Annotated in this window: 32 protein-coding genes and 1 tRNA gene; 13 read left to right on the top strand and 20 right to left on the bottom strand. The window is 59.4% G+C overall.

Features of this window, described 5'->3' with window-relative positions:
* Positions 1 to 170: 170 nt before the first annotated feature.
* The 7 genes from I5R65_RS07685 to I5R65_RS07655 form a co-directional block, all read right to left on the bottom strand.
* The gene (locus I5R65_RS07685) at positions 171 to 1,073 is read right to left on the bottom strand and encodes a hypothetical protein (RefSeq protein WP_180665971.1); all 903 of its coding nucleotides are present in this window, start codon (positions 1,071 to 1,073) and stop codon (positions 171 to 173) included.
* 54 nt (positions 1,074 to 1,127) lie between these two features.
* Positions 1,128 to 2,579 (bottom strand): hypothetical protein, encoded by a 1,452-nt coding sequence (locus I5R65_RS07680; RefSeq protein ID WP_180665969.1) that lies wholly within the window; start codon positions 2,577 to 2,579, stop codon positions 1,128 to 1,130.
* Positions 2,580 to 2,816 carry a hypothetical protein gene (locus tag I5R65_RS07675; RefSeq protein ID WP_180665967.1) on the bottom strand — a complete coding sequence of 79 codons (237 nt, stop codon included), beginning with the start codon at positions 2,814 to 2,816 and terminating at the stop codon, positions 2,580 to 2,582.
* Entirely contained in the window at positions 2,813 to 4,408 is a 1,596-nt protein-coding gene (locus I5R65_RS07670; RefSeq protein ID WP_180665965.1) for a portal protein, read from the bottom strand. The genes I5R65_RS07675 and I5R65_RS07670 overlap by 4 nt, the downstream gene beginning before the upstream one ends.
* A gap of 3 nt (positions 4,409 to 4,411) precedes the next feature.
* Complete coding sequence (locus I5R65_RS07665) at positions 4,412 to 4,657, bottom strand: hypothetical protein (RefSeq protein WP_180665963.1); 246 nt, start codon at positions 4,655 to 4,657, stop codon at positions 4,412 to 4,414.
* 3 nt (positions 4,658 to 4,660) lie between these two features.
* Entirely contained in the window at positions 4,661 to 5,080 is a 420-nt protein-coding gene (locus I5R65_RS07660) for a hypothetical protein (RefSeq protein WP_180665961.1), read from the bottom strand.
* 73 nt (positions 5,081 to 5,153) lie between these two features.
* Positions 5,154 to 5,420: a hypothetical protein gene (locus I5R65_RS07655; protein WP_180665959.1), complete on the bottom strand. Its 267-nt coding sequence runs from the start codon at positions 5,418 to 5,420 to the stop codon at positions 5,154 to 5,156.
* 293 nt (positions 5,421 to 5,713) lie between these two features.
* On the opposite strand from I5R65_RS07655, the gene I5R65_RS07650 reads away from it, so the two are divergent.
* Positions 5,714 to 5,944 carry a hypothetical protein gene (locus I5R65_RS07650; protein WP_180665957.1) on the top strand — a complete coding sequence of 77 codons (231 nt, stop codon included), beginning with the start codon at positions 5,714 to 5,716 and terminating at the stop codon, positions 5,942 to 5,944.
* Between the two features lie 105 nt (positions 5,945 to 6,049).
* Positions 6,050 to 6,319, top strand: coding sequence for a hypothetical protein (locus tag I5R65_RS07645; RefSeq protein ID WP_180665955.1), 270 nt, complete (start codon positions 6,050 to 6,052; stop codon positions 6,317 to 6,319).
* A 41-nt stretch (positions 6,320 to 6,360) separates the two neighbouring features.
* On the opposite strand, the gene I5R65_RS07640 is transcribed toward I5R65_RS07645, so the two are convergent.
* Genes I5R65_RS07640 through I5R65_RS07625 form a run of 4 tightly spaced genes read right to left on the bottom strand, consistent with a single transcriptional unit; the run spans position 6,361 to position 9,078 of the window.
* On the bottom strand, positions 6,361 to 6,657 hold the full coding sequence (locus I5R65_RS07640; RefSeq protein ID WP_180665953.1) for a hypothetical protein: 297 nt from the start codon (positions 6,655 to 6,657) through the stop codon (positions 6,361 to 6,363).
* 2 nt (positions 6,658 to 6,659) lie between these two features.
* The gene (locus I5R65_RS07635; RefSeq protein ID WP_180665952.1) at positions 6,660 to 7,598 is read right to left on the bottom strand and encodes an AAA family ATPase; all 939 of its coding nucleotides are present in this window, start codon (positions 7,596 to 7,598) and stop codon (positions 6,660 to 6,662) included.
* A complete protein-coding gene (locus I5R65_RS07630; RefSeq protein ID WP_180665950.1) occupies positions 7,598 to 8,005 on the bottom strand; it encodes a hypothetical protein in 408 nt (135 codons plus the stop codon). The genes I5R65_RS07635 and I5R65_RS07630 overlap by 1 nt, the downstream gene beginning before the upstream one ends.
* Entirely contained in the window at positions 8,002 to 9,078 is a 1,077-nt protein-coding gene (locus tag I5R65_RS07625) for a replication protein (protein ID WP_180665948.1), read from the bottom strand. The genes I5R65_RS07630 and I5R65_RS07625 overlap by 4 nt, the downstream gene beginning before the upstream one ends.
* An 81-nt stretch (positions 9,079 to 9,159) precedes the next feature.
* Here I5R65_RS07625 and I5R65_RS07620 point away from each other — a divergent pair, with 81 nt between their 5' ends.
* Both I5R65_RS07620 and I5R65_RS07615 read left to right on the top strand, forming a co-directional pair.
* Positions 9,160 to 9,447, top strand: a complete 288-nt coding sequence (locus tag I5R65_RS07620) for a hypothetical protein (RefSeq protein ID WP_196872161.1) — start codon at positions 9,160 to 9,162, stop codon at positions 9,445 to 9,447.
* Positions 9,429 to 9,677 carry a hypothetical protein gene (locus I5R65_RS07615; RefSeq protein WP_180665945.1) on the top strand — a complete coding sequence of 83 codons (249 nt, stop codon included), beginning with the start codon at positions 9,429 to 9,431 and terminating at the stop codon, positions 9,675 to 9,677. Before I5R65_RS07620 ends, I5R65_RS07615 begins: the two co-directional genes overlap by 19 nt.
* On the opposite strand, the gene I5R65_RS07610 is transcribed toward I5R65_RS07615, so the two are convergent.
* Positions 9,658 to 9,951 carry a hypothetical protein gene (locus tag I5R65_RS07610; protein ID WP_180665943.1) on the bottom strand — a complete coding sequence of 98 codons (294 nt, stop codon included), beginning with the start codon at positions 9,949 to 9,951 and terminating at the stop codon, positions 9,658 to 9,660. The genes I5R65_RS07615 and I5R65_RS07610 overlap by 20 nt on opposite strands.
* Complete coding sequence (locus I5R65_RS07605) at positions 9,948 to 10,220, bottom strand: hypothetical protein (RefSeq protein WP_180665941.1); 273 nt, start codon at positions 10,218 to 10,220, stop codon at positions 9,948 to 9,950. Before I5R65_RS07605 ends, I5R65_RS07610 begins: the two co-directional genes overlap by 4 nt.
* Before the next feature lie 297 nt (positions 10,221 to 10,517).
* Between I5R65_RS07605 and I5R65_RS07600 the strand changes: the two genes are divergently transcribed.
* From I5R65_RS07600 to I5R65_RS07575, 6 genes are all read left to right on the top strand, one after another.
* Positions 10,518 to 10,889: a hypothetical protein gene (locus I5R65_RS07600; RefSeq protein ID WP_180665939.1), complete on the top strand. Its 372-nt coding sequence runs from the start codon at positions 10,518 to 10,520 to the stop codon at positions 10,887 to 10,889.
* A 36-nt stretch (positions 10,890 to 10,925) separates the two neighbouring features.
* Positions 10,926 to 11,741 (top strand): hypothetical protein, encoded by an 816-nt coding sequence (locus I5R65_RS07595; protein WP_180665938.1) that lies wholly within the window; start codon positions 10,926 to 10,928, stop codon positions 11,739 to 11,741.
* Between the two features lie 172 nt (positions 11,742 to 11,913).
* Positions 11,914 to 12,111 (top strand): hypothetical protein, encoded by a 198-nt coding sequence (locus tag I5R65_RS07590; RefSeq protein ID WP_180665936.1) that lies wholly within the window; start codon positions 11,914 to 11,916, stop codon positions 12,109 to 12,111.
* Positions 12,108 to 12,443, top strand: a complete 336-nt coding sequence (locus I5R65_RS07585; protein WP_180665933.1) for a hypothetical protein — start codon at positions 12,108 to 12,110, stop codon at positions 12,441 to 12,443. Before I5R65_RS07590 ends, I5R65_RS07585 begins: the two co-directional genes overlap by 4 nt.
* Positions 12,440 to 12,619, top strand: a complete 180-nt coding sequence (locus I5R65_RS07580; protein ID WP_180665931.1) for a hypothetical protein — start codon at positions 12,440 to 12,442, stop codon at positions 12,617 to 12,619. Before I5R65_RS07585 ends, I5R65_RS07580 begins: the two co-directional genes overlap by 4 nt.
* Positions 12,616 to 13,026, top strand: a complete 411-nt coding sequence (locus tag I5R65_RS07575; RefSeq protein ID WP_180665929.1) for a hypothetical protein — start codon at positions 12,616 to 12,618, stop codon at positions 13,024 to 13,026. Before I5R65_RS07580 ends, I5R65_RS07575 begins: the two co-directional genes overlap by 4 nt.
* A gap of 97 nt (positions 13,027 to 13,123) precedes the next feature.
* On the opposite strand, the gene I5R65_RS07570 is transcribed toward I5R65_RS07575, so the two are convergent.
* Positions 13,124 to 13,783, bottom strand: a complete 660-nt coding sequence (locus I5R65_RS07570; RefSeq protein WP_180665928.1) for a hypothetical protein — start codon at positions 13,781 to 13,783, stop codon at positions 13,124 to 13,126.
* A gap of 246 nt (positions 13,784 to 14,029) precedes the next feature.
* Between I5R65_RS07570 and I5R65_RS07565 the strand changes: the two genes are divergently transcribed.
* Positions 14,030 to 15,103, top strand: coding sequence for a site-specific integrase (locus I5R65_RS07565; protein WP_180665926.1), 1,074 nt, complete (start codon positions 14,030 to 14,032; stop codon positions 15,101 to 15,103).
* Between the two features lie 23 nt (positions 15,104 to 15,126).
* Here the strand turns inward: I5R65_RS07565 and I5R65_RS07560 are convergent.
* Both I5R65_RS07560 and rpoD read right to left on the bottom strand, forming a co-directional pair.
* Positions 15,127 to 15,205, bottom strand: a tRNA-Ile gene (locus I5R65_RS07560).
* Between the two features lie 55 nt (positions 15,206 to 15,260).
* On the bottom strand, positions 15,261 to 17,486 hold the full coding sequence (gene rpoD, locus I5R65_RS07555) for an RNA polymerase sigma factor RpoD (protein ID WP_370460910.1): 2,226 nt from the start codon (positions 17,484 to 17,486) through the stop codon (positions 15,261 to 15,263).
* A gap of 115 nt (positions 17,487 to 17,601) precedes the next feature.
* Between rpoD and I5R65_RS24470 the strand changes: the two genes are divergently transcribed.
* Positions 17,602 to 17,832: a hypothetical protein gene (locus tag I5R65_RS24470; RefSeq protein WP_370460909.1), complete on the top strand. Its 231-nt coding sequence runs from the start codon at positions 17,602 to 17,604 to the stop codon at positions 17,830 to 17,832.
* 473 nt (positions 17,833 to 18,305) lie between these two features.
* Here the strand turns inward: I5R65_RS24470 and dnaG are convergent, their stop codons facing one another.
* Together dnaG and I5R65_RS07545 are read right to left on the bottom strand one after the other, a co-directional pair.
* Positions 18,306 to 20,102, bottom strand: a complete 1,797-nt coding sequence (gene dnaG / locus I5R65_RS07550) for a DNA primase (protein WP_180665922.1) — start codon at positions 20,100 to 20,102, stop codon at positions 18,306 to 18,308.
* A gap of 53 nt (positions 20,103 to 20,155) precedes the next feature.
* Entirely contained in the window at positions 20,156 to 20,602 is a 447-nt protein-coding gene (locus tag I5R65_RS07545; protein ID WP_180665920.1) for a GatB/YqeY domain-containing protein, read from the bottom strand.
* A 23-nt stretch (positions 20,603 to 20,625) separates the two neighbouring features.
* Here I5R65_RS07545 and I5R65_RS07540 point away from each other — a divergent pair, with 23 nt between their 5' ends.
* Positions 20,626 to 20,817: a hypothetical protein gene (locus tag I5R65_RS07540; protein WP_180665918.1), complete on the top strand. Its 192-nt coding sequence runs from the start codon at positions 20,626 to 20,628 to the stop codon at positions 20,815 to 20,817.
* Positions 20,818 to 20,897: 80 nt separating this feature from the next.
* Here I5R65_RS07540 and rpsU read toward each other — a convergent pair whose 3' ends face one another.
* Together rpsU and I5R65_RS07530 are read right to left on the bottom strand one after the other, a co-directional pair.
* Positions 20,898 to 21,110 (bottom strand): 30S ribosomal protein S21, encoded by a 213-nt coding sequence (gene rpsU, locus I5R65_RS07535; protein ID WP_006462949.1) that lies wholly within the window; start codon positions 21,108 to 21,110, stop codon positions 20,898 to 20,900.
* 219 nt (positions 21,111 to 21,329) lie between these two features.
* Positions 21,330 to 22,538 (bottom strand): NAD(P)/FAD-dependent oxidoreductase, encoded by a 1,209-nt coding sequence (locus I5R65_RS07530; RefSeq protein ID WP_180665916.1) that lies wholly within the window; start codon positions 22,536 to 22,538, stop codon positions 21,330 to 21,332.
* Positions 22,539 to 22,593: the final 55 nt, after the last annotated feature.

The following is a 22,593-nucleotide window of genomic DNA, read 5'->3' as shown; positions in this document are numbered from 1 at the left end:
TTTCAGGTTGTCCGGATGCCCGGGCCTGCATTGCATTCGCCTTGCGCGCACCGGCTACCGTGTGCAAGGAGGGTGACTTTGCAGGTTGTCCGCGCACCACCACGGGCCTGTATCTGCCCGCAATGGTCGCGCTGGGTGGGGGTCGGTTTCCCGACTAAATGGAGGGGGTGTTACGCGGCGGCTTCGGTACCGAATTTCTTGGCGAAGTAGTTGCGGACCTTCTCGCTGACGCGGGCGTGGTCTTTGTGGCTGGAGTTGGAATAGGCCTCGGATGCCATGAGGCTCTCGACTTCATCGCCCGAGGTGATATTGCCTTCGCTGTTCGGGTTCTTGTCCTCGGCCAGCTCCGGCCCCAGCGCCGCCATGAGCTGCAGGAACTGCGGATTGTTGCCCAGCGGACCACTCATGATCTGCTGGACATCGATGCCGGCCTTGCTGGACAGCGCGGTGGCCGCCGAGAACGCCAGGCCGACATTCCGGTTGAACGTCGCGGGCGTTGCCCAGGCCTTCTCCAGCTCCGCCTTGCAGGTGTTGGCATCGAGGACGCCAGCTGCGGCCACCAGCTGCGGCGCCATTTCGAAGTAGCGATCCATCACCAGGTCCAGCTGCTTCTGTGTCATGCCCGCTTCGAAGGCCTTGGTGCGGAAATCTTGGAAGCCTTGATCTTCTTCGGGCTTGAATGCGTCCTTGAATGCTTCCGGGATCGTGACCGTATATTCCTCTGCAGCCTTCGGGCGCACATCGCCAGCGCCGATGCGCTTTTCGGCATTGGTGTAGGCCTCGGCCATCTTCCGGCTGGATGCTTCCAGATCCAGGGAGCCGTCGTCCTTGAGGACTCGGAGCTTTTCAGGGATGTAATCCGGGCCGCCAGCTTCGCCGCTCGCAGCTGCAGCACCGGCGGCAAGAACGCTGGCCGCTCCTGCACCCGCATCACCTGCAGCGCCAGCCCCTGCACCCTGGCCTGCACCAGCATCTGCGCCACCTGCTTCGCCGCCCGTGGCCCCGCCGGCACCGCCACCACCATCACCTGCTTCTTGCATGAAGACATACCAGTTTCTCCGGGTGAGTTGCATGTTTGTTTCTCCTGTGAAAATTGATTGATAGGGATAGCTGCTGGTGCACTGCGTTCAACTCGGTGCCAGGTCCATGAACGTGAGATTTTCGTAAGTGCCTGGGTTCGCCACCACGGTGTCCACGATGGCCTGGAAGGCTGCAACATTGGCGTCGGTCAGTGCCTGGTTGTTGTTGAATGCGTTGTCCAACTCGCCATGCAGGGCGTAAATCACTGCTCCCTTGGATGCGCCGGCCTTGGTCAGGCACCCCATCGTGTTGGCACCGACGTTGGCAGCGGAGCTATTGCCGAACGCATTAAAGCCACACCGACGGACTGCCATCGGATCGCCGAAGGGCCAGGTCTCGGTGACCGAAAGCGGATTGAAGTAGTAGCCGCTGATCGTCCGGAAAAGGCGCTGGGCGTACCGGCGCTTGGCAATCAGGGTGTCCGTGGTGCCGTTGTTGAATGGATTAGCCGCACCGCCGTACCACGATCCATCCTCGCCACCGGGCCAGCCCATGCTGCGGCGCATGTTCAGGTTGGCTTGTTGATAGGCCAACCACTGCTCATTGCTCATCGCGGCGTTGTCACCTTCGATGGAGTAGCGCTGCGATGCCACCTGCCAGCCGGACGCGACGAATTGGTCAATGTCCGCAGCGGACATGCGTTGGATGGCCTGGGTGCCGGTGAACGACATCGAGAGCGGATCGGGAAACAGCACACCGACCAGCCCGGCCTTGTCCAGAATCCGCTTGGCGACCAGATTGCTTGCCAGATAGCCGTCGTCGAAGGTGAGCACGACGGGCGCCTTGGTCTTGGCATTTGGGACATAGTCGATGGCACCGAGGGCCATCTGGCCGCCGATGGAGCCGGCCGCATAGGTCACACGAAGCATCGCAAACAGGACGGCTTGCTTGTCGGTGAGAACAGCGCCACCGTTCAGGGTGTTGATTTCCGCGACCGAGATACTGAAGCAGCCGAAACAGCCTGGCGTGGAAATCTTGGCCAGCAGCTCCGCACGAATATCGGCTGAAATGAACTTGGTGCCAGGCGATGCAGGCGTGCCGGCCGAATACAGCTCCAGGATCATCGCGGTCGGCGTGGCCGCGACCAAAGCATTCACGGACGGGATCATGCTAATGTGAATCTGCCCGTTGGTCATGTCCAGCGGAGTGGACAGTACGGCGGACTGCGAAAACCGGAATGTGCTGGCAGACGGGACGGTGAATACCACACTGGTATTGCCGGTGAACGGATAGTAACGATCCAGCGCGATGTCCGAGCAATTGGCAGCACTGCCGCCGCCCACGTTCGCCGCCTTGTCGAAGAACGCCAGGCGCTGCAGGCCCGGCTTCTTATGGCGCTTGGGAACGCCACCACCGATGGGGAAAGCAATCGGTGGGCCGCCGGCAGGATTGATCAGGCCAATGGTATTGGTCTGGGGGTCTTTCCCTGCTGACAAAACGCCCGCATTGATAGGCTGGACCACCCAGCCGTCTTGCGTGAGAGTTGCATCAATGGTCACTTAGGCCTCCCCTTCTTCGCTAACGCCATTGGCGCGGTTGATCTGACTGACGATGTGTTCCAGCACGCGGCGGGAGCCATCGCGGTGATAGGTCTGCAGAACGGCGTCGATGCCGCCCTGCACGACGGCCGGGCGTGCAAACACCCGTGTGAGCTGTTCCAGGATGGCGGCGCCGACCTTGTGATCCTCGAAAATCAGCTTGTAGTCGGACGGCTTGGGTTCGTAAGGCTGGGTCATTTGTTGGCCTGCTGCATGGCAATGGGTACGGTCTTCTGGGCCAGCTCATGCTGCTGTTGCTGCTGCTGGGCCTGCTGTTGCGCCTGGGTACGCTGCTCGCGCAGCTGGGCCACGGCCTCGGGCGGCCGGGATATCGAGGCTGGTGCGCCCCGGCCTTCCATGATCTGGCGGGCGGCCTCGTCCATGTCCACGGTGTCCAGCACGGTCGGATCCACGGCGGCAATGGCGTTGATCGATGCCAGGGACGATTCGATGGCGGTGACCTCCTCCAGCTTCTGGCTCTTGGCCATGGGCGAGTTGAACACCACGGTGATGGTGCGCTGGGCCAGCGACTGCGGCGGGCGTCCGAGAACACCGGCGCGCAGGGCCAGGCCGAAGCAGCGGGCCACCATCGGGCCGTACCACTCCGGCTGCAGGCGGCCGAAGATCGGGCCCAGCACCTGGCGGATCTGCTGCACGCGGAGCTGGAACTCGGTGGCCGAGCGCACCGGGCTATCGATGGGCGGCAGCTGATCGGCCATCAGGATCTTTCGGATCGAGGCCTGCAGCGCGTCCTTCTTGGTGAACGACAGATTGAAGTTCGCGCCCGAGGCCAGCGACTTCATGCTGTCCACCGAGTTGGCCACAATGATCTTGCGCGGGCCGATCTTCACAGTGCGCGGGTTGAGCACGCCATCGTCCTCGGCAATCCACATGCCCGAGATTGCGATATCGGCGTTCATGTCCTCCAGGTACACCAGGCGGTTGAGCTGCTTCACGTCCGGCATGGCGCGGTACATCGGGCCGACCGGATAGACCGTGCCCGGCAGCTTGGAATAGCGCGGCGCCCAGAACGGACACTCATGAAAGCCGGACTCCTTGACCACGGCCTTGCTGTCCATCTCCACATGAATCGAGGCGAACGGCAGATTCTTGGCCGTGATGCCGGCCTGGTCGGCACTGCTGCGCGGGTAGATCGACCACACGAACTTGAATTTCTCGTCCGGGTTGCCGTTGTCCTCCATGCACTTGCGGATTTTCTCGCTGACGTTGGACTCTCCGAACTTGTTGACCGCCTGCTCAGCGGTCAGGCAGTACTCATGCACCAGGATGTCCGGTGCGCCGCCGGGCTTGGATGCGGCGATGTAGCTGGTGGCCATGGGCAGCAGCTGGAAGTGATAGCCGCCCTCTTCCGGCGAGTCGCAGAACATCACAAACCAGCCGGCCGCGACCAGGTCCAGGCATGCGTCGATGCCCTCGGAATCGTAGTTGGATGCGTGGATGTTGTGCCAGATCAGCTGCGCGGAAGCGTCCAGCCAGCGCTTTTCCTCGTCGGTGTCATTGCCGGTGGACAGGCCGACCCAGCGGGAATTGCTGGGCGTGCCACCGGTCATGATCGAGGCGGCGAGGATCTGGCCCGAGTCGGTGGCCGTGGAATCGAACAGGCGGGCGCGCTTGGCGGCCAGGGCGGCACCGTCGCTCTGCTCCCCGTAGAAGCCGTCACCACGTTCCGGGAACGAATAGTCGTAACCATCCTTCCAATTCTGCTCATAGATGGAGCGCGCCGACCGCATCGACTCCCGGCGCCGGATGATGGCTGATGCACGATCCATGGCTTAGAACGCTCCCAGTTTGCCCTGGCCCGAGGCAAGCACGGACATGGCCGCGCCGCTGCCGGTACTGGCTGCGCCGCTGGTGGTATTGCCGGCACCGCTGGCCAGAACGGTCTGCGCCTGCCGGGCTTTGTAGTTGGCCGCCAGCTTGGCATTGCTGGCCTGGCGCGCGGTATCTGCCGCTGCCTGGCGCTCTGCTGCTGGATCGACCGTTGGTGCCGGGGCTTGGCCGCCCCCTCCGCTGCACATGGATCAGCCCTTGTCGTTCTGGGTGATCTTCTCGGGCACCAGCCAGCCGTCGCGGGTCTCGATCGGGCGTTTCAAGGTCGCGACGTCGATCTGGCTGGCGCTCACGTGGGTGAAATCGCTGCGGCCACCGGGGCCAGGGCGCAACGGCCCGGGCTTCTTGGTGGCATCAGCTTTGGCCAGCGCTGCCTTCAGCTCGGCCAGCTCGGCATCCTTGGCATCCAATTGGGCCTGCAGCGCATCGGCATCGGCCACGCCGGCGCCCTCGCTGTTGCCAGCCGCCGGATCGTCAGCCGCCTGGATCTGCTCGCCATCCTGGCCAGCATCATCGCCAGCAGCACCCTGCTCCAGCGCGGTGGATTGGTCATCTGCGGGCGCAGCGGCCTCGCCGGGAACTTGGACTTTGGTGACGTTGGTCTTGGCCATACTGGGCTCCTTGAACGTTGATCGGTGGTGATAACGTCCGGAGTATCCGGCGGCCCGGGGGTCGGAATCCCGACTATCGGCGGGACTGGAATGCAGAGGGCATGCGCCGCTCCACGGGCAGCTGCTCGCGCTTCTGGCCTGTGACATCGGTCCAGAGCTGGATGAGGCGCTCACCGTCGAAGTGCTTGGGCTCGGCACCATCCTTCCAGCCCAGCAGCGTGGTCTTGGGGATGTGCAGCTGGCTTTCGATGCGGTACATGCTCCAGGCGGAGCGCTTCAGGTCAGCGAAGACGCTGAACCAATCGATGCGGACCTCGGGGGCGGGATAGGCTGGCAGCACTCGCTTCGGCCTTACCAGCCGTGGCACAGGCGTGGGAATAGCGTCACTGCTGGCCCCGGGGAAATCGAGTGGCAGCTGTGTGATGGGCTTAGGTGGGATGGGTGCTGTCATGTCCACCCCTCATTCGGCTGCTGCGGTGGGGTCGGCCGCCGCTGCCGGTGGCGCAGGGCCAAGTTCCTATGCAGAGATGCAAGAAAGTATTTCGAGATCAGCGGCCGGCGGTGTACATTGACCTCTGTCGGCTGCGACCGAGCTCCGACGCTCCAAACAACAACCATAACAAGGAGAAATTCATGACTATTGACGCCCGCTTTTGCTGCCAGCGCTACCGTAACGCCAAATCTGCCATCGCGCCCACCTATCCGATGACGCAGCAATATAAACACGATCCAGGTGCGGTCACCGCAGTGCTGAAGGCCGATTGCCCAAAGAAAGATCTGTTTATGTGCAGCTGCTGCAAGACCTACTACAAGCGGTACCCGCAGGTCAATTTCAGGAATCGAGGAGGATGGGTTCAGCTGTAGAAGTCGACTGCCCATCAAGCCCTGATAAAATCCGTCAAACGCGCGCGCGTGCGCGAGGAACCGCATGGTCGCGCGTCCAAAAATCCTACATCCGGAGGGCATTCCATGAAGCAAGACAAGAATCTGCTGCAGAAAATACTGGTCGCTATGGTCAACTCGGATCACGCACGCCTTGGTCCGAGAGACGTATACGGATTGATCGGTGCAGAAGACAGTCAATTCGACACTATCAACTATCACCTGAGACTTCTGGAAGACGACGGATATATCGTTATGGAGGGATTGGGAGTATTGACTGGCTATCGCGTAACCTCGGCGGGCCAAGCCCGCTTCGATTGGTACGAGAGCAATCGCGACCCGTTCGCCACAGCTTAAATCCGGCCCGCGAAAGCGGGCTTTTTCTTTCCACGAGCTGTTCATGCCCGCACTCGGCTGGTTTGCTCCATCTGAAGCCGAAGCACGCTGATATCGAACCCAGGCGCAAACGGATCCCCAAATCCCTCTTCTTGGCACCATGCCTGCAACCGGATATAGCCGTTGGCGGCGCACTGCTCATAGCCGGCCCTATGGGCAGCGGCCAGGACCGTGAAGAATTGGACCATCTCCGGGCAGTCGGTGAAGGCGGCGCGCACCTCGGCCTTGTCCTCGGCGTTCCACTCGTAGCGCTTGGCCAAGTACTGCAGGTCGGCGGGTAGGCTGGCTGGATAGAGCATGGTCAGAACTCCACTTGGGCGGCGGTGAGGGCGGGCTCGATGCGGTATATCTTTGGCCGGTCCAGGCGCGATTCCAGGTACTGCATGGAGTTCGGATCAAACCAAAAGCCGTAAGAGCCCTCCGTCTCGCCGTGGCGCTGCTTCTCCAAGTTCACCATGCAGTCCGGTGCATCCACGTTTTCGTGATTGCCCTTCCGGATCTCATCCTCTTTGGCTTTGTTCCGCCAGACAATAAAAATGTTGTCGACCAAATCGGCGATGGCTCCCGAACCCTTGATGGCAAACTTGCCGGGCATCTTGTGTTCGCTGTCACCCTTCTTCACGTGCAACACCAGGTGCACATGGACACCCGTATCTTTCGCGATCGTGCAGAGGCTGTTCACGAAAGCTTTCTGGCCGTTGTAGTCGTCTTCCAAGGCAATCACCTTGGCCAGGTTGTCGACCACGAAATGCTGCACGCCGAATTTCTCGATCGCATAGCGGATCACCGCGAGGATAGTGCGGGGATCGCTGCTACCCACGTGGTCGTAGATCCACAGGCGGTTGTCGGTCCAGCGATGGAATGCCTTCAGGAAGGGGACGGTCACATCACGGCGGCCGCCTGCCTGTCGTGCCATGCGGGCCATCACCTTGGGCGGTGGCATTTCCAGAGAGGCGATGCAGACGCGTTGGTGCTGATCCATCAGGTCCAGGCTTACCTGCCCCACCACCTGGCTTTTTCCGTGGCCGTTGATGCCAGCCCACAAGCTCACCTCGGCAGGCCGGAACTCGAAATCGCCATGCGTCTTGCGCCAGCCCATCTGGATCTTCGGCGCATCAGCCGGCTTGAAAAAATGATCGATGACGGCATCCAGCATGGAGCTAGCCGGCACCACCCTGTGCTCGGCTGGCGGCTCATCCATGTAGGCCGAAAAATCGATGTCATCGGGAATGGTGTGCATCAGGGGCTCCATGCAAAATTTTCGTTATCGAAGTCCGACCATGGTTCGGACTCCCTCGCCCAGCGCCAGGCGGACCGGGGCTTTTCGATGTCGGCGGGATTGGGTAGCACCACAACGCGCGCACCCTTGAACTGGTCCACGTTCCAGACGTGGAGCTGGGCTGGAGAGTCCTTGCCAATGGCCAAGAGCATGTCCCAGGCCGCCCGGCGCGTCTGTGCGTTGACCATGAGGCACAGCTGCAGCCCGATCACCCAGCGCCAGTCGTAGGACCCGTTGGGGTTCGCGAACACGGTGTGGTTGGCCTCGGCCACGGGCCCGATCAGGGAGACCAGGATCAATTCGCAAGGCTTCTGCCCGCGCAAGCGGGCTTCGATGATGGGCTGCGCGCCCTTGGGGATCGGGATCATTTGGCACCTGCGAAACGTGGATCTCGACGCCAGGATTCGCCATCAGCCTGCGCGGCAGATGCCGGGTTCCCGGGTGCAATGCCATCGTGGTACGTCCCCTCCAGCGTCTTGGCAAAGCCACTGGGCGAAAACAGGAAATCGAGGCCGGCACGGAAAGGCTTCTTGCCATCACGGCCAGGAACGCCGCCTGTCAGGAAGTCTGACTTGGCGCAGTACCCGAAGAACGATCGCCAAGCTTCCAGGCCCGCAGTCTTGGTCTCGTAGCCGAACGGCGACGCTTCCAACGAGGCCGCTTCAGTCCATCGCGCACGGATCGATTTTTTCCGCGCTTCGGTGACCTGCAAAACCTTCGGATTTTTCGGTAAAAGTTCGTGGTACAAGTTGACCAAAGAATCGACCGGGCAGAGCCCCACGTCATCGCCAGATGACGAAGAGGTTTTCTTTTGTTTATTTTCTTTTGGAAGGTTTTCTTTTGTGTGTCCCAAATCAGGACTAGCGACCTGTCCCAAATCAGGACAGGTATCTACCCAAATCGGGACATGTCCTGATTCAGGACACCCCTGTCCCGATTCAGGACTACCAAAATTCAGTTCCGGCGCGGCTTCCGAGGAAGGCGCCCCATCTTTATATGCTGAAAAACTTGATTTTTCGCGCTCTTCGTCCCCCTGTCCTGAATCAGGACACCCCCCCTGTCCCAAAGCAGGACACCCCTGTCCTGAATCGGGACTAGCAAATGCGGATTTGAAAAAGTCGGCTCCAATCCATTTTCTGTAGTTTTTTTGGACGCCGATGATGGAGCCATATTTGCCTGGCGTCTTCGAAATTACATTCCGGGCAGCTAGGTTAACTAGGGTGGTCGCCACATGCTGGCGCGGCACGTTGCACAGGGCCGCAATCTGGCTGGCCGACATGTCGTCAGTCTTCTTGCCGTAGCCGTAGGTTTTGCGTATCACCGACAGGATTACGGACTGCTCTCGCTGGGTAAAGCCGCCGGCCAAGATCGCTTCCAGCAACTCATTTGCGATCATGGTGAAGCCGTCTTCGACCCGTGGACTGTTCTGTGCTCTCGGCATTTATCCGGCCTTCGGTTCCGAAGAATTTGCTAGCTTTGCGGCCTGGGCCAGCCACTTAATCAACAATGGAATCTGCTCAGGATGAAGCCGGACGATGTCTTGTCTTTCGCTGCCATCGTCGCTCTGCCCGATCCATACTTCTCCATCGTCAATGAACACTTCAAACTGTTTTGCGGTTGGCATACGAGCCTTTCATCGAGCCTGATTGAAGGGTCGAGGCGTGATGCGGTGGGCTCGTATCACCACATCGCGGCTGCGCAGCCGCTGCCTCGTTTGAAGGGCGCGCGTCCGCAGTCGTGCCACAATCAAGGCTCTCACCCCTATCAACTGTGCTCACGAAAGGAACGCGCATGGGAAACGAAGAACTGAGCGACATGCTGCGGCTCGAATGCCAGATCGACGCTCTCAAAAAAGTCAATGAGGCAGCCTGGAAACTGCTGAATCCAGAGCAGAAAGACACTTTGCTCAAGCAGTTGAATTCCCAGTTGCGATATGCCGCAGACATGGCTCCCGCGCAGCAGGTCAGCGATGCGGTTCTAGAGGAGCGCGAGTTCCAACTAGCTGCGTTAATAGCGCGGCTCATATCCACCAGTCATTGAAAAAGCCGGGGTCGACCGGTGCGGCCTGCGTCCGGTTACGCCAGGCAATCAGATGCTGCTCAGCGCGAATGCGGGTGGGCCGTCTAGATGCCTTTTCCCGTATACGCCGCTCCCGCTCTGCTTCTTGAGCGGCATACGCCTCAGCGCTCTGGATCTCTTCGGGAGATCGTTGCGCAAGATATTCCTCGCGCGCCAACCGCGAAGCCCAGCGATACAGGATTTGGTTCACATAGGCTGATGCCTTGCGTGAGGGACGGATTTTGTGGCGCTTCACTCGCCCTCCCCGGCGCCACCCGCCAGCTCAATCTCGGAAAGGTAGTCAGTAACCGGTCGCAAAGTCTCCGGTCGCATCCGCAACTGGCGGTCGCGCTCAATCGCGGCCGCCCTCTTCTCCTGCGCTGCATTCAGCCGGGTAGCCTCTTCCTGGGCGCGTTCCTTCGCCATGCCCGTCGATACGACAGTCATCACCGAACAGCCAGGTGTGGGATAGCCGACGGCATATGAGCCGTTAGGCAGTGGGCCGATGGGGGTGTGGGTGAGCATAGCGCCTCAATGAGATTGAGGCGGCCAGATGTCCGGCCTGAGCTCATGGAGCGTCAAGCGAGGCTCTTCTTCGACCAATCGTTTGGCCAAGTTGGGACCAACATTGCGCTTTCCTCTCGCCGCCAAGTAGAGATAGTTGGCACTGGTCTCGCATCGGGCAGCTAGAGCATCTCGCTCAGCCGGCTTGGTAGTTTGGAAGTAGGTTTTGAGGTCCATGCCTCAATATATCAATTTGATCTAATTAAATCAATCATTTTGATAGTATATCATTTTGATTTCTTTTATTACCCTTAGAACATGAAAACTACCGCCGAAATCCGTCTTGCCAATGCTCGCCAATTGGCTTCCCGCTTCGAATCGCGGGCCGACTTTGCGCGCGAGCTGGAAATGAGCGACGCATACATGTGGCAAATTTTGGGAGATGTGCCGAAACGAAATATTGGCAATTCCATCGCGCGGCGTATGGAAAAAGCATGTGGCATGAATGAGGGCTGGCTAGATGTGCCTCACGATGAGGCTGAAGTATCGACAGCAAATAGGCCGGAAGCGCAGGACGCTCTGTCGGCAGATGCTCTTCGTGTCGCCAGGGCATTTGACAATCTGGCATCGTCGGCCCAAAAGCGCGCGGTTATCAACTTCCTCAAGGCATTCACAGATCCTAATGATTGAGCTTTTACATCTGGCTTTGCCCCTTGGAGCTGACATATGAGCCGCCTGATTGAATATCGACAATGGCTCCGCATTGATGAGGCGGCAGATTACATAGGGAAGAAATGGGGCGAGCGAATACTCGAAAAGGATGTGCTTCGTTTGGCACTAGATTCCCGCCTGCGCTTATCGGCGATTTTTGGCGTGGGACAGTATGCGCGTGCCTACAAGCTAGTAAGCGAAGAGGTTGCTTCCAACAAGAATTACGAGGGTATTTTTTATTCTCCCTCGGGAGAAACACTCGCCTTGGCCTCAGATATTTTCGAATTGGAAGACGATACACCCTACGATCTGCTGCAAATGAGTGGAGACGCGGTTTCGCTTATAAAGGAATACTCCACACTGAGCGGATATCCACCTCTTCCTCATAACTTATACACCGAAACCGTTGTTTCCGACGGCTACAACTTTTTTCAGCTAACGGAGTTTCCCGATCTCAGCGGGGGTGAGACCCCTTCGCTTTCTGAGTTACCGCGATCAGCTTTGCTTGTGGTTCGTACCAATGAGCTTCGACAATTTCTAAACGAAGTTTCTGTAGAGCCAGGTATAGCTACTCAAACTCAAACGGCGAGTTCCGCGCCTCATCCCACGTCGAAGCCACTAGGAAACAGGGAGCGAGAAACCTTGCTTAAAATAATCTTGGGGATGGCAATCAAAGGGTATGCCTACGACCCAGACGCCAAAAGAAGTTCCATCGCCAAAGAGATATCAGAAGACCTGCAAAAGTTAGGGATGTCGATTGATGATGACACAGTTAGAAATCATCTGAATCGTGCCAAAGACATCTTCGGCAAGCCGAATTCGGAGAAATAAAACCGAATTCGGCCACATGTAGGTCCTTCGCCCCCAACATCTGGCCGTGTTAAAAAGACGGCCAGGAAATTCCCCGCAGAAACCAATTCCCTGGCCGAATATATCTTTTTGATTTACTTTTATAAATCATTTTGATATATTTTCCTTGCACTCAACCCGGCCAGAGGAATTTATGCCCCAACTTCAACAAGATCACATCCTGTCGACAGGCATGAGCACCGTCTCTGACCTCAGAGACATCCTGCGTGCCATCAGCCGACTCGCAGAGCTTTCCGGCGACTCCGTCATTTCCAAGCTGGCGGAAATCGGCATTCGTTCTGCTACCGACGCCCACAACACCCTCGAATCCGCCGCCGAGAGCGACAAATGAAAAAGCCGCCAAGTGTTCGAGCACTTGGCGGCTTGATGAAACCCACCCTGTCAGGAGTTAATTTCATGAGCAGAAATAGTAACACAGGCGCGCCCGGCGTCAAGGCAGTAGCGATTGCCACCGGCTCAACCAAACCAGAGGCACGTCCCAAAGACGCCGGCTATCTGGCCCACCAGGCGGAGACGCTTGCTCAGCAACTGGAAATCCTCCATGTTTTTGCGTTTCAAAACCCGGAATCGTGCAATCCCGCCCTGGCGGGCGCCATCGGTCTGGCTCTCAATGCTGCTGCCAGCTTGAGCCACGAACTCGACGTGCTGGAGGCGGCACAATGAAAACCTCCGCTGCCATCCTCTCCCATCCTGCATTCGACCGTCCCAAGGTGGTCAATCCAGTTTTCCGAGGCAAAAAGAAAGGCTGCATCAGTCTGGGTACTGAGCGCCGTCGGCGCCGCGCCATTGCTCTCTGGGCACTCCGTGCGTCCGCGATTTCGCTGGGAGCGGAAAAATGAAGCAGCCACGTGCTCATACCAATTCTCGCGAGCTGCAGGACGCCATCTATCAAATCCGCGTCGCGCTCGAAAACATTCAGCCAGAGGCGCCTGTCACGCCCGAAGATTCCAAGGCGCTGGACGATCTGCTCCCTCTGATCGCCCGGGCCCTCCCCGGCACGCTGAATATCGTCATCACCGGTGAGCGTGCCAAACGCTTCCACTGGACGCTCAGCGACATGACCGATATCAACGTCTCGCTCGAATCATCGGTCACTATGTTCCCCGACCAGCACAGCCTGGAGCCAGGCCAGATCCATCCTGCCATTGCGGTCGAAGCATTTTCGGCTGGCATGTCCAAGCGACTTGATCTGCTGCTGGCGATCCTTGCGAACGAGGAAAAGCCGGAAGTTGCCAATGGCCGCTGATCGTGCCACCAACTTACCCAAGTGCCTGCGATTTCGCACCGTCAAAGTGTCGACTTACGCTGACGCCAGGGAGGAGAGGAAATACATATGGCGCGAACTACTCACCAGAATTTTGTACGAGCTTGGTGTGTGCTCGCAGCAGCACTTCCAATTCGTTTTTGCTTGTGACCACAGAACCTACGCGCAGATGAGCTTTGCGCACCCGGTCGATGGATGGAATGTGCCTCGCAGCGTTGTATTCCTTCAGGGCTGTGAGCGTATATGCTACTTCCCGCTGCAACGGAAAAAATTGCTCAAAGAGCTTCGGAGTGAGCTCCTTTCGTGTGATGGTGCGAATCATGTCCAAAAGGGTTTCCGCTCTTTCAGTTCCAATGCGCTGAAAGTACTTCTCGTCATGAGCCTCCTCAAGCTTTCTAGCGATATCGCTCAACGAACTGTAAACGTAGCAGGCCATATTGAAGCAGATGGATGCCATTTCGGCATTCGCGACCAGTTTGTCCCTGTTTCTCGTACGTTCAGCACTCCGAATTTGATGTCGGGTTCCAAACCATGCACCAATAATTGCAGCGATCGATCCGACGGCTTGAATCCACGCGGCACCAACTTCGGATTTCATCCTGGGAAACAATCCAAATATAAGAAGCGCTGTCCCCAACAAAATAACCGCGACAACGCATGCTTGAAGCACGCGCAGAAAATCCTTTTCCATAATTTCCCCCTGTTTTTTGAAGTGATCGTAGCATGTTGCGATTTTCACCACAGAAAATCCTCGCCTTGCCAAAGATGGACCTTCCATGGACCGCGATGAAGCGGCCCTGACCCTACAAGAGGTGGCCACCCGCCTGAAGCTGTCTTACAGCACCGTCTTCGCCATGCGCGAACAAATTGGATTCCGCCTTCCGGGATCTCGTGTGTGGCGCGTCTGGCCTTCCCGCCTTGCAGAACTCAGCGAGAAACGCAACAATGTGACCCGGCTACCGCTGCGGGTTGCAGGAGAAAACAATTGCCAATCCGCAAAAATCCCTCTTCCGGCATCTGGTGGATTGATATCCGCACGCCAGGCGTCCCGCGAATTAGACGCTCTTCTGGCACGACGGACAAACAAGCCGCGCAAGAACTCCACGACAGAGTAAAGGCCGACCTGTGGCGTTCCACCAAGCTGGGCGAGGAACCTGACCACACCTTTGACGAAGCCGCACTGGGCATGCTGAAACTAGCGGAAGGCCAGAGCGACTATGAATCAAAAGTGAGGCACGTGCAGTATTGGCGCGCCGCCCTTGGGGCTTCGACCCCGATCCGCTCTTTAACCGCCGGCAACATCCTCCAGAAGCTGCCAACGCACACCACGCACAAGCACCGCAAGGCCAAGCCCGTATCGGCCGCCACGAAGAATCGGTACCTGGCCACCATCAAGCGGATTTTGACGCTGGCCACAGAGTGGGGATGGATCAGCCGCCCACCGAAACTGAGCAAGTTCCAGGAGCCAGACAAGCGGGTACGCTTCGAATCCAAGCCAGTCATCAAGGCTCTGATCGACGCGATTTCCATTGAATGGATGCGCGACATTGCACTTGTGGCGGTGACCACCGGCATGCGCGCGGACGAACTACTTTCTTTGGAACCAAAGAGCGTGGATCTGCCGAACCGCAATGCCTGGGTGATCGCTGAAGAGGCCAAGTCCGGATATGCCCGGGCCGTGCCGCTCAATGCCGACGCGCTTGCAGTGATTGCGCGCCGGCTGAAAACGGCACAGCAGTATGTTTTCGAGCGGGCAACGAAGGACGGCAAACCCGCCAAAATCAGCCAGATCGATGACAGGTGTTTCAAGCGGGCCTGCTCCTCGGTGCAGATCACGGACTTTCGGTTTCACGATCTTCGCCACACCTGGGCATCGTGGCACGTCCAGGCCGGGACGCCTCTGCTGGCGCTCAAAGAGCTGGGCGGATGGGAGACATTGGACATGGTGCAGCGCTATGCCCACCTGGCTCCCTCCCACCTGGCGCACCACGCAGAAACGGTCACGTTTTGGTCACAGCAGGAGGCAGAAACAAAAACACCACTCCGAAGAGTGGTGTAAATGCCTGATTTCTCAGTGTTTTTTGGTGGCCCCCCCGTGAGTCGAACACGGCACCAACGGATTATGAGTCCGCTGCTCTAACCAAGCATGAGCTAGGGGGCCAAAAAATCAGCCGGCGATTTTAACATCTTCGCCGGCCAATTCTGACACCCTTCTATCAGTTCCCTTCGAGGAAGCTCTTCAGCTTGTCCGAACGGGAGGGGTGACGCAACTTGCGCAATGCCTTGGCTTCGATCTGGCGGATACGCTCGCGGGTCACGTCGAACTGCTTGCCCACTTCTTCCAGCGTATGGTCGGTCGACATCTCGATGCCGAAACGCATGCGCAGGACCTTGGCTTCACGTGGGGTCAGCGAATCCAGGATGTCCTTGACCACGTTGCGCATCGAGGCGTGCAGCGCTGCATCGGCCGGGGCCAGCGTGTTGTTGTCCTCGATGAAGTCGCCCAGATGGGAATCGTCGTCGTCACCGATCGGCGTTTCCATGGAGATCGGCTCCTTGGCGATCTTCATGATCTTGCGGATCTTGTCTTCCGGCATTTCCATCTTGATCGCCAGGGTTGCGGGATCCGGTTCGGCACCGGTTTCCTGCAGGATCTGACGCGAGATGCGGTTCATCTTGTTGATCGTCTCGATCATGTGCACCGGGATACGGATGGTGCGCGCCTGGTCGGCGATGGAGCGGGTGATGGCCTGACGGATCCACCAGGTCGCATAGGTCGAGAACTTGTAGCCGCGACGATATTCGAACTTGTCCACTGCCTTCATCAGACCGATGTTGCCTTCCTGGATCAGGTCCAGGAATTGCAGGCCACGGTTGGTGTACTTCTTGGCGATCGAGATCACCAGACGCAGGTTGGCCTCGGTCATTTCACGCTTGGCCATGCGCGCCTTCTTTTCACCGGCGCCCATCTTCTTGTTGATCGCGCGCAGGTCCGGCAGCGGCAGTACCACGCGTGCCTGCAGGTCGATCAGCTTCTGCTGCAGTTCCTTGATGGCCGGGACGTTACGGCTCAGCACGGTGCTGTAGTCGTGGTTGGCGGCGACTTCGCCGTCCACCCAGTCCAGGTTCACTTCATTGCCGGGGAAGACCTTGATGAAGTGGGTACGCGGCATGTTGCACTTGTTGACGGCCACATCCAGGATCTGGCGCTCGACGGTACGCACTTCGTCCACCTGCGCACGCAGGGTGTCGCACAGCTTCTCGACGACCTTGGCGGTGAAGCGGATGCCCAGCAGTTCGTTGGAAATGATTTCCTGCGCCTTGACGTAGGGCTTGGAGTTGTAGCCTTCCTTCTCGAAGGCCTTGCGCATGTTCTCGAACTGGGTGCCGATGACGGCGAACTTGCCCAGCGCGTCGCGCTTCAACTGTTCCAGCTGTTCGGCGGAGAAGCCGGCTGCACCGGAACTGCTGTTCTCGGCTTCCTCTTCTTCGTCTTCTTCCTCGTCTTCTTCCTCTTCCTCGTCGTCCTCGTCGGAGTCGGAAGCGGCGGCGTCGACCTGTTGCTCGCTCTCGTTGGGATCGACCAGGCCGTCGACGATTTCGTCGACCTTGATCTCGTCCTTGGAGATGCGGTCAGCCGCGACCAGAATCTCGGCGATCGTGGTCGGGCAGGCAGAGATGGCCTGGATCATGTCCTTCAGGCCGTCTTCGATGCGCTTGGCGATCTCGATTTCGCCTTCGCGGGTCAGCAGTTCGACCGAACCCATTTCGCGCATGTACATGCGGACCGGGTCGGTGGTGCGACCGAAGTCGGAATCGACGGTGGACAGCGCCGCTTCGGCGGCCGCTTCGGCGTCGTCATCGCTGGCGACGTTGGCCACGTTGTCCGACAGCAGCAGGGTTTCGGCGTCAGGGGCGTGCTCGTAGACCGAGATACCCATGTCGCTGAAGGTACCGATGATGCCTTCGATGGCTTCCGGATCGACGATGTTCTCGGGCAGGTGGTCATTGATTTCCGAGAACGTCAGGAAACCGCGTTCCTTGCCCAGCTTGATCAGGGTCTTGAGCTTCTGGCGACGACGCTCCAGCTCTTCTTCGCTGGCTTCGGTGTCGGAAGAGAAGGCATCCTTCAACAGGGCCTTTTCCTTGGCCTTGCGGTCCTTGGCCTTGGCCTTGTCGGCGGCCTTCAGTTCAGTACGCTCGATGGTATTGAGCGCGGCGACTTCGTCGCTCTCCGGCTGGAATTCCTTGGGCTTGCGGCCACGGCGGCCCGGCACCTTGACGCTCGGCAGCACATAGCCGGACGTGTCGATGGCTGCCAGGGCGGCAGCATCAGTGGTTTGACTTACGCTCGACGCGGCAGTCGCGCTCACGTCTTTGCCTTCGACCTGTGCGGCTTTGGTGGTCTTGGCGGTCTTGGTTTCGGGTTTCTTGGTGGTCACGGAGGTCTTCGTCGCTTTCACAGAAACCGCTTGTTCGGCGGCTTGAGGTAACTTGTTGGCTGGCGTTGCAGTACCCTTGGGGGCTGCGGCGCGGGCCGGCTTGGCGGCAGTTGTCTTGACTGCCGTCTTTTTCGGCGTCGCTGCTGCTGCAGTCTTTGCCGTGGGTTTTACGGTGCTGGCTGCCGTCGCAGTCCCCTTGACTGGCGATTTGGCGGCCACCGCCTTGGTAGGCTTGGCAACGGCGGTCGGTTTTACCGCCGTTGCCGGCTTGCTGCTCTTTGCCGACACTGCTGGAGTTTTCGCGGGTTTCTTCATTGCATTTGCCATAGAATCAACTGCCAATTGAGAATTCACTCATTGCGCCAATCAAGTCATGCTAATGATGCAACTCCGGTACCGGTTTCCCGGTAGACTCCGGCTGCACGCGCAACGTTCCTTTTTACCGGCGGGCCATCGATCCTGGAGGGCAGGCAGTCTTGCCACTCCCGATCCGGCAGTCGATACCGCTGTCTGCCGGCCTTCATCCCGATGCGCCGGGCGAAGGCATGGTGCCGCAGGGTGGGGATGCAAGAGCCATCCGGCGGAACTAAAGCCCTATAGTATAGCACAGATGGGGCTCTTTTCTCCGGGATCAAGCCGCGATATTCGGCTGTTCACCGGCCATCCGGCGGGCAAATCACGGCAATTTGCATGGCTTTACCGTGTTTTCCAACTACTTGCCCTGTCAGCTCCTGCCTACCTTCCATCGTTGACCAGGGTCATCGATGTCCATCCTCCTGTTTCAAGCGCGTCGCCTTTGCCGGCAACGGCTGCCTATCCTCATCCTGCCACGGCGGCACCGCCGGTCTGACGCTTGAGCCATTCCTTACGCTGCATCAGCTCACGGTAGCGGTTGCGCTCTTCCTCGGTGCGCAGGTTGGAGGTCACCAGCATCTGCATCTCCTCGTCGAGGGCGCGGATCCTGGCCTGGCGGATGGCGCCGGCCATCTCGGCCCGCACCACGTCGAATTCGGATTCCGATTCGGCCGCGATTTCCGCGATCATCGAATCGAACTCGGGGCCACCCTCGCGCAAATGCTCGACCAGGGCAGCGAAATTGGCCTGCTCGCCCATGCCCTGAGCAACGCCGACCAGGTGACCGAGCATCTCGGCCTGGTCCGGGGCGATGCGGGCGATGGCTTCCAGCGCACCGGCATCGAGATCGGCCGACAGCTGCGGATGGGCCACCAGCAAACGCATGATCTGGCGCTCCAGGCCCACCGGCGCAGTGCGCTTGCTGCGCGGTGGCGCAGCGCGTACGCGGGCAACCGGCTTTTCCAGTTCAAACAATGCTTCCAGCTCGGCCGGGGTTGACTGCGTGGCCTGGGCAACGCTGCGTACGATCTGCAAGCGCAAGGACGAGGCCGGCAGCGCCTGCAGCATGGGCTTGGCCGCAAACTGGGCGTGGGCACGGCCCTCCGGGGTGCGCAGGTCGTTCTCGCCGATGATTTCCCGCAGCAGGAACTGCGACAGCGGCAGCGCTTCGCGGATCTGTTCCTCGAAGGCCGGTGCGCCCATCTCGCGCACGTAGCTGTCGGGATCATGCTCCTTGGGCAGGAACAGGAACTTGATGATCTTGTTGTCCGAGGCATGCGGCAGACAGGCTTCCAGCGCACGGCGCGCGGCACGGCGGCCGGCATTGTCGCCGTCGAAGCTGAAGATCACCTGGTCGGTCTGGCGCACCAGCTTTTGCACGTGGATGGGCGTGCAGGCGGTCCCCAGCGTGGCCACGGCCTGCGGGAAACCCAACTGGGCCAGCGCCACCACATCCATGTAGCCTTCGGTGACCAGTGCATAACCGGCTTCGCGGATCGCCTGGCGTGCCTCGAACAGGCCGTACAGTTCGCTGCCCTTCTGGAACAGCGGGGTTTCGGGCGAATTCAGGTACTTCGGTTCGCCGCCATCCATCACGCGGCCGCCAAAGCCGATCACCTGGCCCTTGGTATTGCGGATGGGGAACATGACGCGACCACGGAAGCGGTCGTAACGCTTGCGATGCGCCCCACCCTCTTCACTCTTGTCGATGACCAACCCTGATTCGACCAGGGCCTCGTTCTCGTAGTCGGGGAAGACCTGGCGCAGGCTGTCCCACTCGTCCGGCGAATAGCCCAGGCCGAAGCGGGCAGCGATCTCGCCGGTCAGACCCCGCCCCTTGAGGTAGTCAATGGCTGGCTGGGCGCCGCGCAACTGGTGCCGATAAAAATCATTGGCGCGCGTCATCACATCCGACAAGGCCATGCTCTTGGCCTGCTTTTCCTGGCGCTGGGCCAGGGGAATGCTGTCTTCGCGCTCGGGCACCACCATGCCCACGTTCTGGGCCAGATCCTTGACCGCTTCCACAAAGCCCATGCCGGAATATTCGATCAGGAAACTGATCGCGGTACCGTGCGCGCCACAGCCGAAGCAGTGATAGAACTGCTTGGTCGGGCTGACGGTGAAGCTGGGCGACTTCTCGTTGTGGAACGGGCACAGGCCCATGAAGTTGGCGCCCCCCTTCTTCAGTTGCACGTAACGTCCCACCACGTCGACGATGTCGACGCGGTTGAGCAGGTCCTGGATGAACGACTGTGGAATCACCTGGGCGACGGGACGAGTTTACGGGGCGAGTGGCAAAAAGACCGGCAGTGCGATCAGGCAGCCAGCGCGGCCTTGACCAGCGCGGACACCGCCGTCATGTCGGCGCGACCGGCCAGCTTGGGCTTGAGCACGCCCATGACCTTGCCCATGTCCTGCGGACCGGCAGCACCGGTGGCAGCCACGGCGGCCTGCACCTCGGCCTTGATCTCCTCATCCGACAGGCTGGCCGGCATGTAGGTGGCCAGCACCGCCAACTCGGCCTTTTCGATGTCGGCCAGGTCCTGGCGACCACCGGCTTCGAACTGGGAAATGGAATCCTTGCGCTGCTTGACCATCTTGTCGATGATGGCCAGCACGTGGGCGTCGGTCAGTTCGACGCGTTCATCGACTTCCTTCTGCTTCATCGCGGCGGTCAAGAGGCGGATGGTGCCCAGCTTGCCCATTTCCTTGGCGCGCATGGCGGCCTTCATGTCTTCCGTGATCTGCTCTTTCAAACCCATGGGGTACTCCGAAGATGAGGTGGATGAGTATTCTGCAATCTGGCGCCATCCCGCATCCAGTGTTCCAGGCGGCAACTGCGACGGCCTGTCATAGGATCGTAGAACATGGATGGGCTTATCGCCAGCCCGAATCGCTGCCTTTGCTTCATATCTGGGGTTTCGAAGAAGAAAATCCAGGACAGGCAGACTCAGACGGCAAACCAGAGAATAAATGAGAAAAAATGCGAAAACCCGCTGCGGACCAACACCGGAGCGGGTTTACACATCGGCCGCACGAAGGCGCGGCAGAAAATTCTTAGTACAGCTTCTTCGGCAGCTGTTGGCTACGGATGCGCTTGTAATGACGCTTCACGGCAGCAGCCAGCTTGCGCTTGCGCTCAGCAGTCGGCTTTTCGTAGAACTCGCGTGCGCGCAGTTCGGTCAGCAGACCGGTCTTCTCGATGGTGCGCTTGAAGCGACGCATTGCAACTTCGAACGGCTCGTTCTCTTTAACGCGAATAGTGGTCATGTAAATTCAAACCAAAAAGGTTAGGTTGGATTAGCAAAGAAAGCGATTGTAGCAGTACTGGCACCCGATTGGAAGGCCAAACGTGGCATTTTTTCCACCCTCCCCGTAAAAAACGGATAAGAATCAGACACTTATCACAGTCAAGATGATGCTTCACCTGAAGTCAAGGCCGGGGGGCGAAAATTCCACCCGAACCTGCTCTCCCCTTTGCTTCCTCGCTCATACCGCGGACCCGGCCGCCACTCCCGAGGCCCAGGCCCACTGGAAGTTGTAGCCGCCCAGCCAGCCAGTGACATCAGTGGCTTCGCCGATGAAATGCAGGCCCGGTACCTTGCTGGCCATCATGGTCTGTTGCGACAACTCCCGGGTATCGACCCCGCCCAGCGTGACCTCGGCCTTGCGATAGCCCTCCGAGCCGCTGGGGACAATCACCCAGCGGTTGAGTGAGTCACCCAGCTTCTTGAGCGCCTTGTCGGGCATGTCGGCAATGCGCGCGCCGGCATCGAAGCCATGGATCTGGAGCCAACCCTCGGCCAGGCGGTTGGGCAGCCATTGCGCGAGCAGGTTGCCCAGGTTCTTCTTGAGCGCCCCCTTGCCTTCGATCAGGGTCTCGGCCACGTCCAGTTGCGGCAACAGGTTCAGCGTCAGCGGCGCGCCTGGCTTCCAGAAGCTGGAAATCTGCAGGATGGCCGGACCGGAAAGACCGCGATGGGTAAACAACAGGTCCTCCAGGAAATAACCACGCTCCTTCTTCACGCCGGTCTCCACTTCCACCTCCAGGGCGATACCGGCCAGTTCCACCAGCGATTGCCAGCCCTTGCCATCGAAGGTCAGCGGCACCAGCCCGGGGCGCGGCTCGATCAGCTTGAGATCGAACTGGCGGGCAATGCGATAGGCGAAATCGGTGGCGCCAATCTTGGGAATGGAGAGTCCACCGGTGGCAATCACCAGGCTCGCCGCCTGGATCTCGCCGGCGCTGGTGGCGATGCGGAACAGCTCGCCGCTCTTGCCGACCTCATGCACCGTGCAGGGCATGCGCCAGCTGACGTTGCCGGTCTCGCACTCGGCCTTGAGCATGGCGATGATGTCTTCGGCCGAATCGTCGCAGAACAGTTGGCCCTTGTGCTTTTCGTGAAAGCCGATGCGGTGGCGCTTGACCAGCCCGATGAAGTCCTGCGGGGTGTAGCGCGACAAGGCGCTGCGGCAGAAATGGGGATTCTGCGAAAGATAATGCTGCGGTCCGGCGCCCACATTGGTGAAATTGCAGCGCCCGCCCCCGGAGATGCGGATCTTCTCGGCCAGCTTGCCGGCATGGTCGATCAGGACCACGCGCCGGCCACGCTGGCCGGCCACGGCGGCGCACATCATGCCGGCCGCGCCGGCGCCGATGACGGCGACATCAAAATGCTTGGGGGAATGGTTGCTCATGCTGGCTCCGGCACGCATCTCGGTGCAGCCCGAGGTCGCTTCAAAAGCCGTGATT

It is taken from the genome of Herbaspirillum sp. AP02, from assembly GCF_015767275.1.
Classification (GTDB): domain Bacteria; phylum Pseudomonadota; class Gammaproteobacteria; order Burkholderiales; family Burkholderiaceae_D; genus Herbaspirillum.
Note: the sequence above shows the minus strand (reverse complement) of the source record. Positions and strands in the feature narration are given on the sequence as shown.

Coding starts and splice junctions, on each gene's coding strand:
- I5R65_RS07685 (WP_180665971.1), bottom strand. CDS start 1,073: ATGCAACTCACCCGGAGAAACTGGTATGTCTTCATGCAAGAAGCAGGT.
- I5R65_RS07675 (WP_180665967.1), bottom strand. CDS start 2,816: ATGACCCAGCCTTACGAACCCAAGCCGTCCGACTACAAGCTGATTTTC.
- I5R65_RS07670 (WP_180665965.1), bottom strand. CDS start 4,408: ATGGATCGTGCATCAGCCATCATCCGGCGCCGGGAGTCGATGCGGTCG.
- I5R65_RS07665 (WP_180665963.1), bottom strand. CDS start 4,657: ATGTGCAGCGGAGGGGGCGGCCAAGCCCCGGCACCAACGGTCGATCCA.
- I5R65_RS07660 (WP_180665961.1), bottom strand. CDS start 5,080: ATGGCCAAGACCAACGTCACCAAAGTCCAAGTTCCCGGCGAGGCCGCT.
- I5R65_RS07650 (WP_180665957.1), top strand. CDS start 5,714: ATGACTATTGACGCCCGCTTTTGCTGCCAGCGCTACCGTAACGCCAAA.
- I5R65_RS07645 (WP_180665955.1), top strand. CDS start 6,050: ATGAAGCAAGACAAGAATCTGCTGCAGAAAATACTGGTCGCTATGGTC.
- I5R65_RS07640 (WP_180665953.1), bottom strand. CDS start 6,657: ATGCTCTATCCAGCCAGCCTACCCGCCGACCTGCAGTACTTGGCCAAG.
- I5R65_RS07635 (WP_180665952.1), bottom strand. CDS start 7,598: ATGCACACCATTCCCGATGACATCGATTTTTCGGCCTACATGGATGAG.
- I5R65_RS07630 (WP_180665950.1), bottom strand. CDS start 8,005: ATGATCCCGATCCCCAAGGGCGCGCAGCCCATCATCGAAGCCCGCTTG.
- I5R65_RS07625 (WP_180665948.1), bottom strand. CDS start 9,078: ATGCCGAGAGCACAGAACAGTCCACGGGTCGAAGACGGCTTCACCATG.
- I5R65_RS07620 (WP_196872161.1), top strand. CDS start 9,160: ATGAAGCCGGACGATGTCTTGTCTTTCGCTGCCATCGTCGCTCTGCCC.
- I5R65_RS07615 (WP_180665945.1), top strand. CDS start 9,429: ATGGGAAACGAAGAACTGAGCGACATGCTGCGGCTCGAATGCCAGATC.
- I5R65_RS07605 (WP_180665941.1), bottom strand. CDS start 10,220: ATGCTCACCCACACCCCCATCGGCCCACTGCCTAACGGCTCATATGCC.
- I5R65_RS07600 (WP_180665939.1), top strand. CDS start 10,518: ATGAAAACTACCGCCGAAATCCGTCTTGCCAATGCTCGCCAATTGGCT.
- I5R65_RS07595 (WP_180665938.1), top strand. CDS start 10,926: ATGAGCCGCCTGATTGAATATCGACAATGGCTCCGCATTGATGAGGCG.
- I5R65_RS07590 (WP_180665936.1), top strand. CDS start 11,914: ATGCCCCAACTTCAACAAGATCACATCCTGTCGACAGGCATGAGCACC.
- I5R65_RS07585 (WP_180665933.1), top strand. CDS start 12,108: ATGAAAAAGCCGCCAAGTGTTCGAGCACTTGGCGGCTTGATGAAACCC.
- I5R65_RS07580 (WP_180665931.1), top strand. CDS start 12,440: ATGAAAACCTCCGCTGCCATCCTCTCCCATCCTGCATTCGACCGTCCC.
- I5R65_RS07575 (WP_180665929.1), top strand. CDS start 12,616: ATGAAGCAGCCACGTGCTCATACCAATTCTCGCGAGCTGCAGGACGCC.
- I5R65_RS07545 (WP_180665920.1), bottom strand. CDS start 20,602: ATGGGTTTGAAAGAGCAGATCACGGAAGACATGAAGGCCGCCATGCGC.
- I5R65_RS07540 (WP_180665918.1), top strand. CDS start 20,626: ATGAGTATTCTGCAATCTGGCGCCATCCCGCATCCAGTGTTCCAGGCG.
- rpsU (WP_006462949.1), bottom strand. CDS start 21,110: ATGACCACTATTCGCGTTAAAGAGAACGAGCCGTTCGAAGTTGCAATG.
- I5R65_RS07530 (WP_180665916.1), bottom strand. CDS start 22,538: ATGAGCAACCATTCCCCCAAGCATTTTGATGTCGCCGTCATCGGCGCC.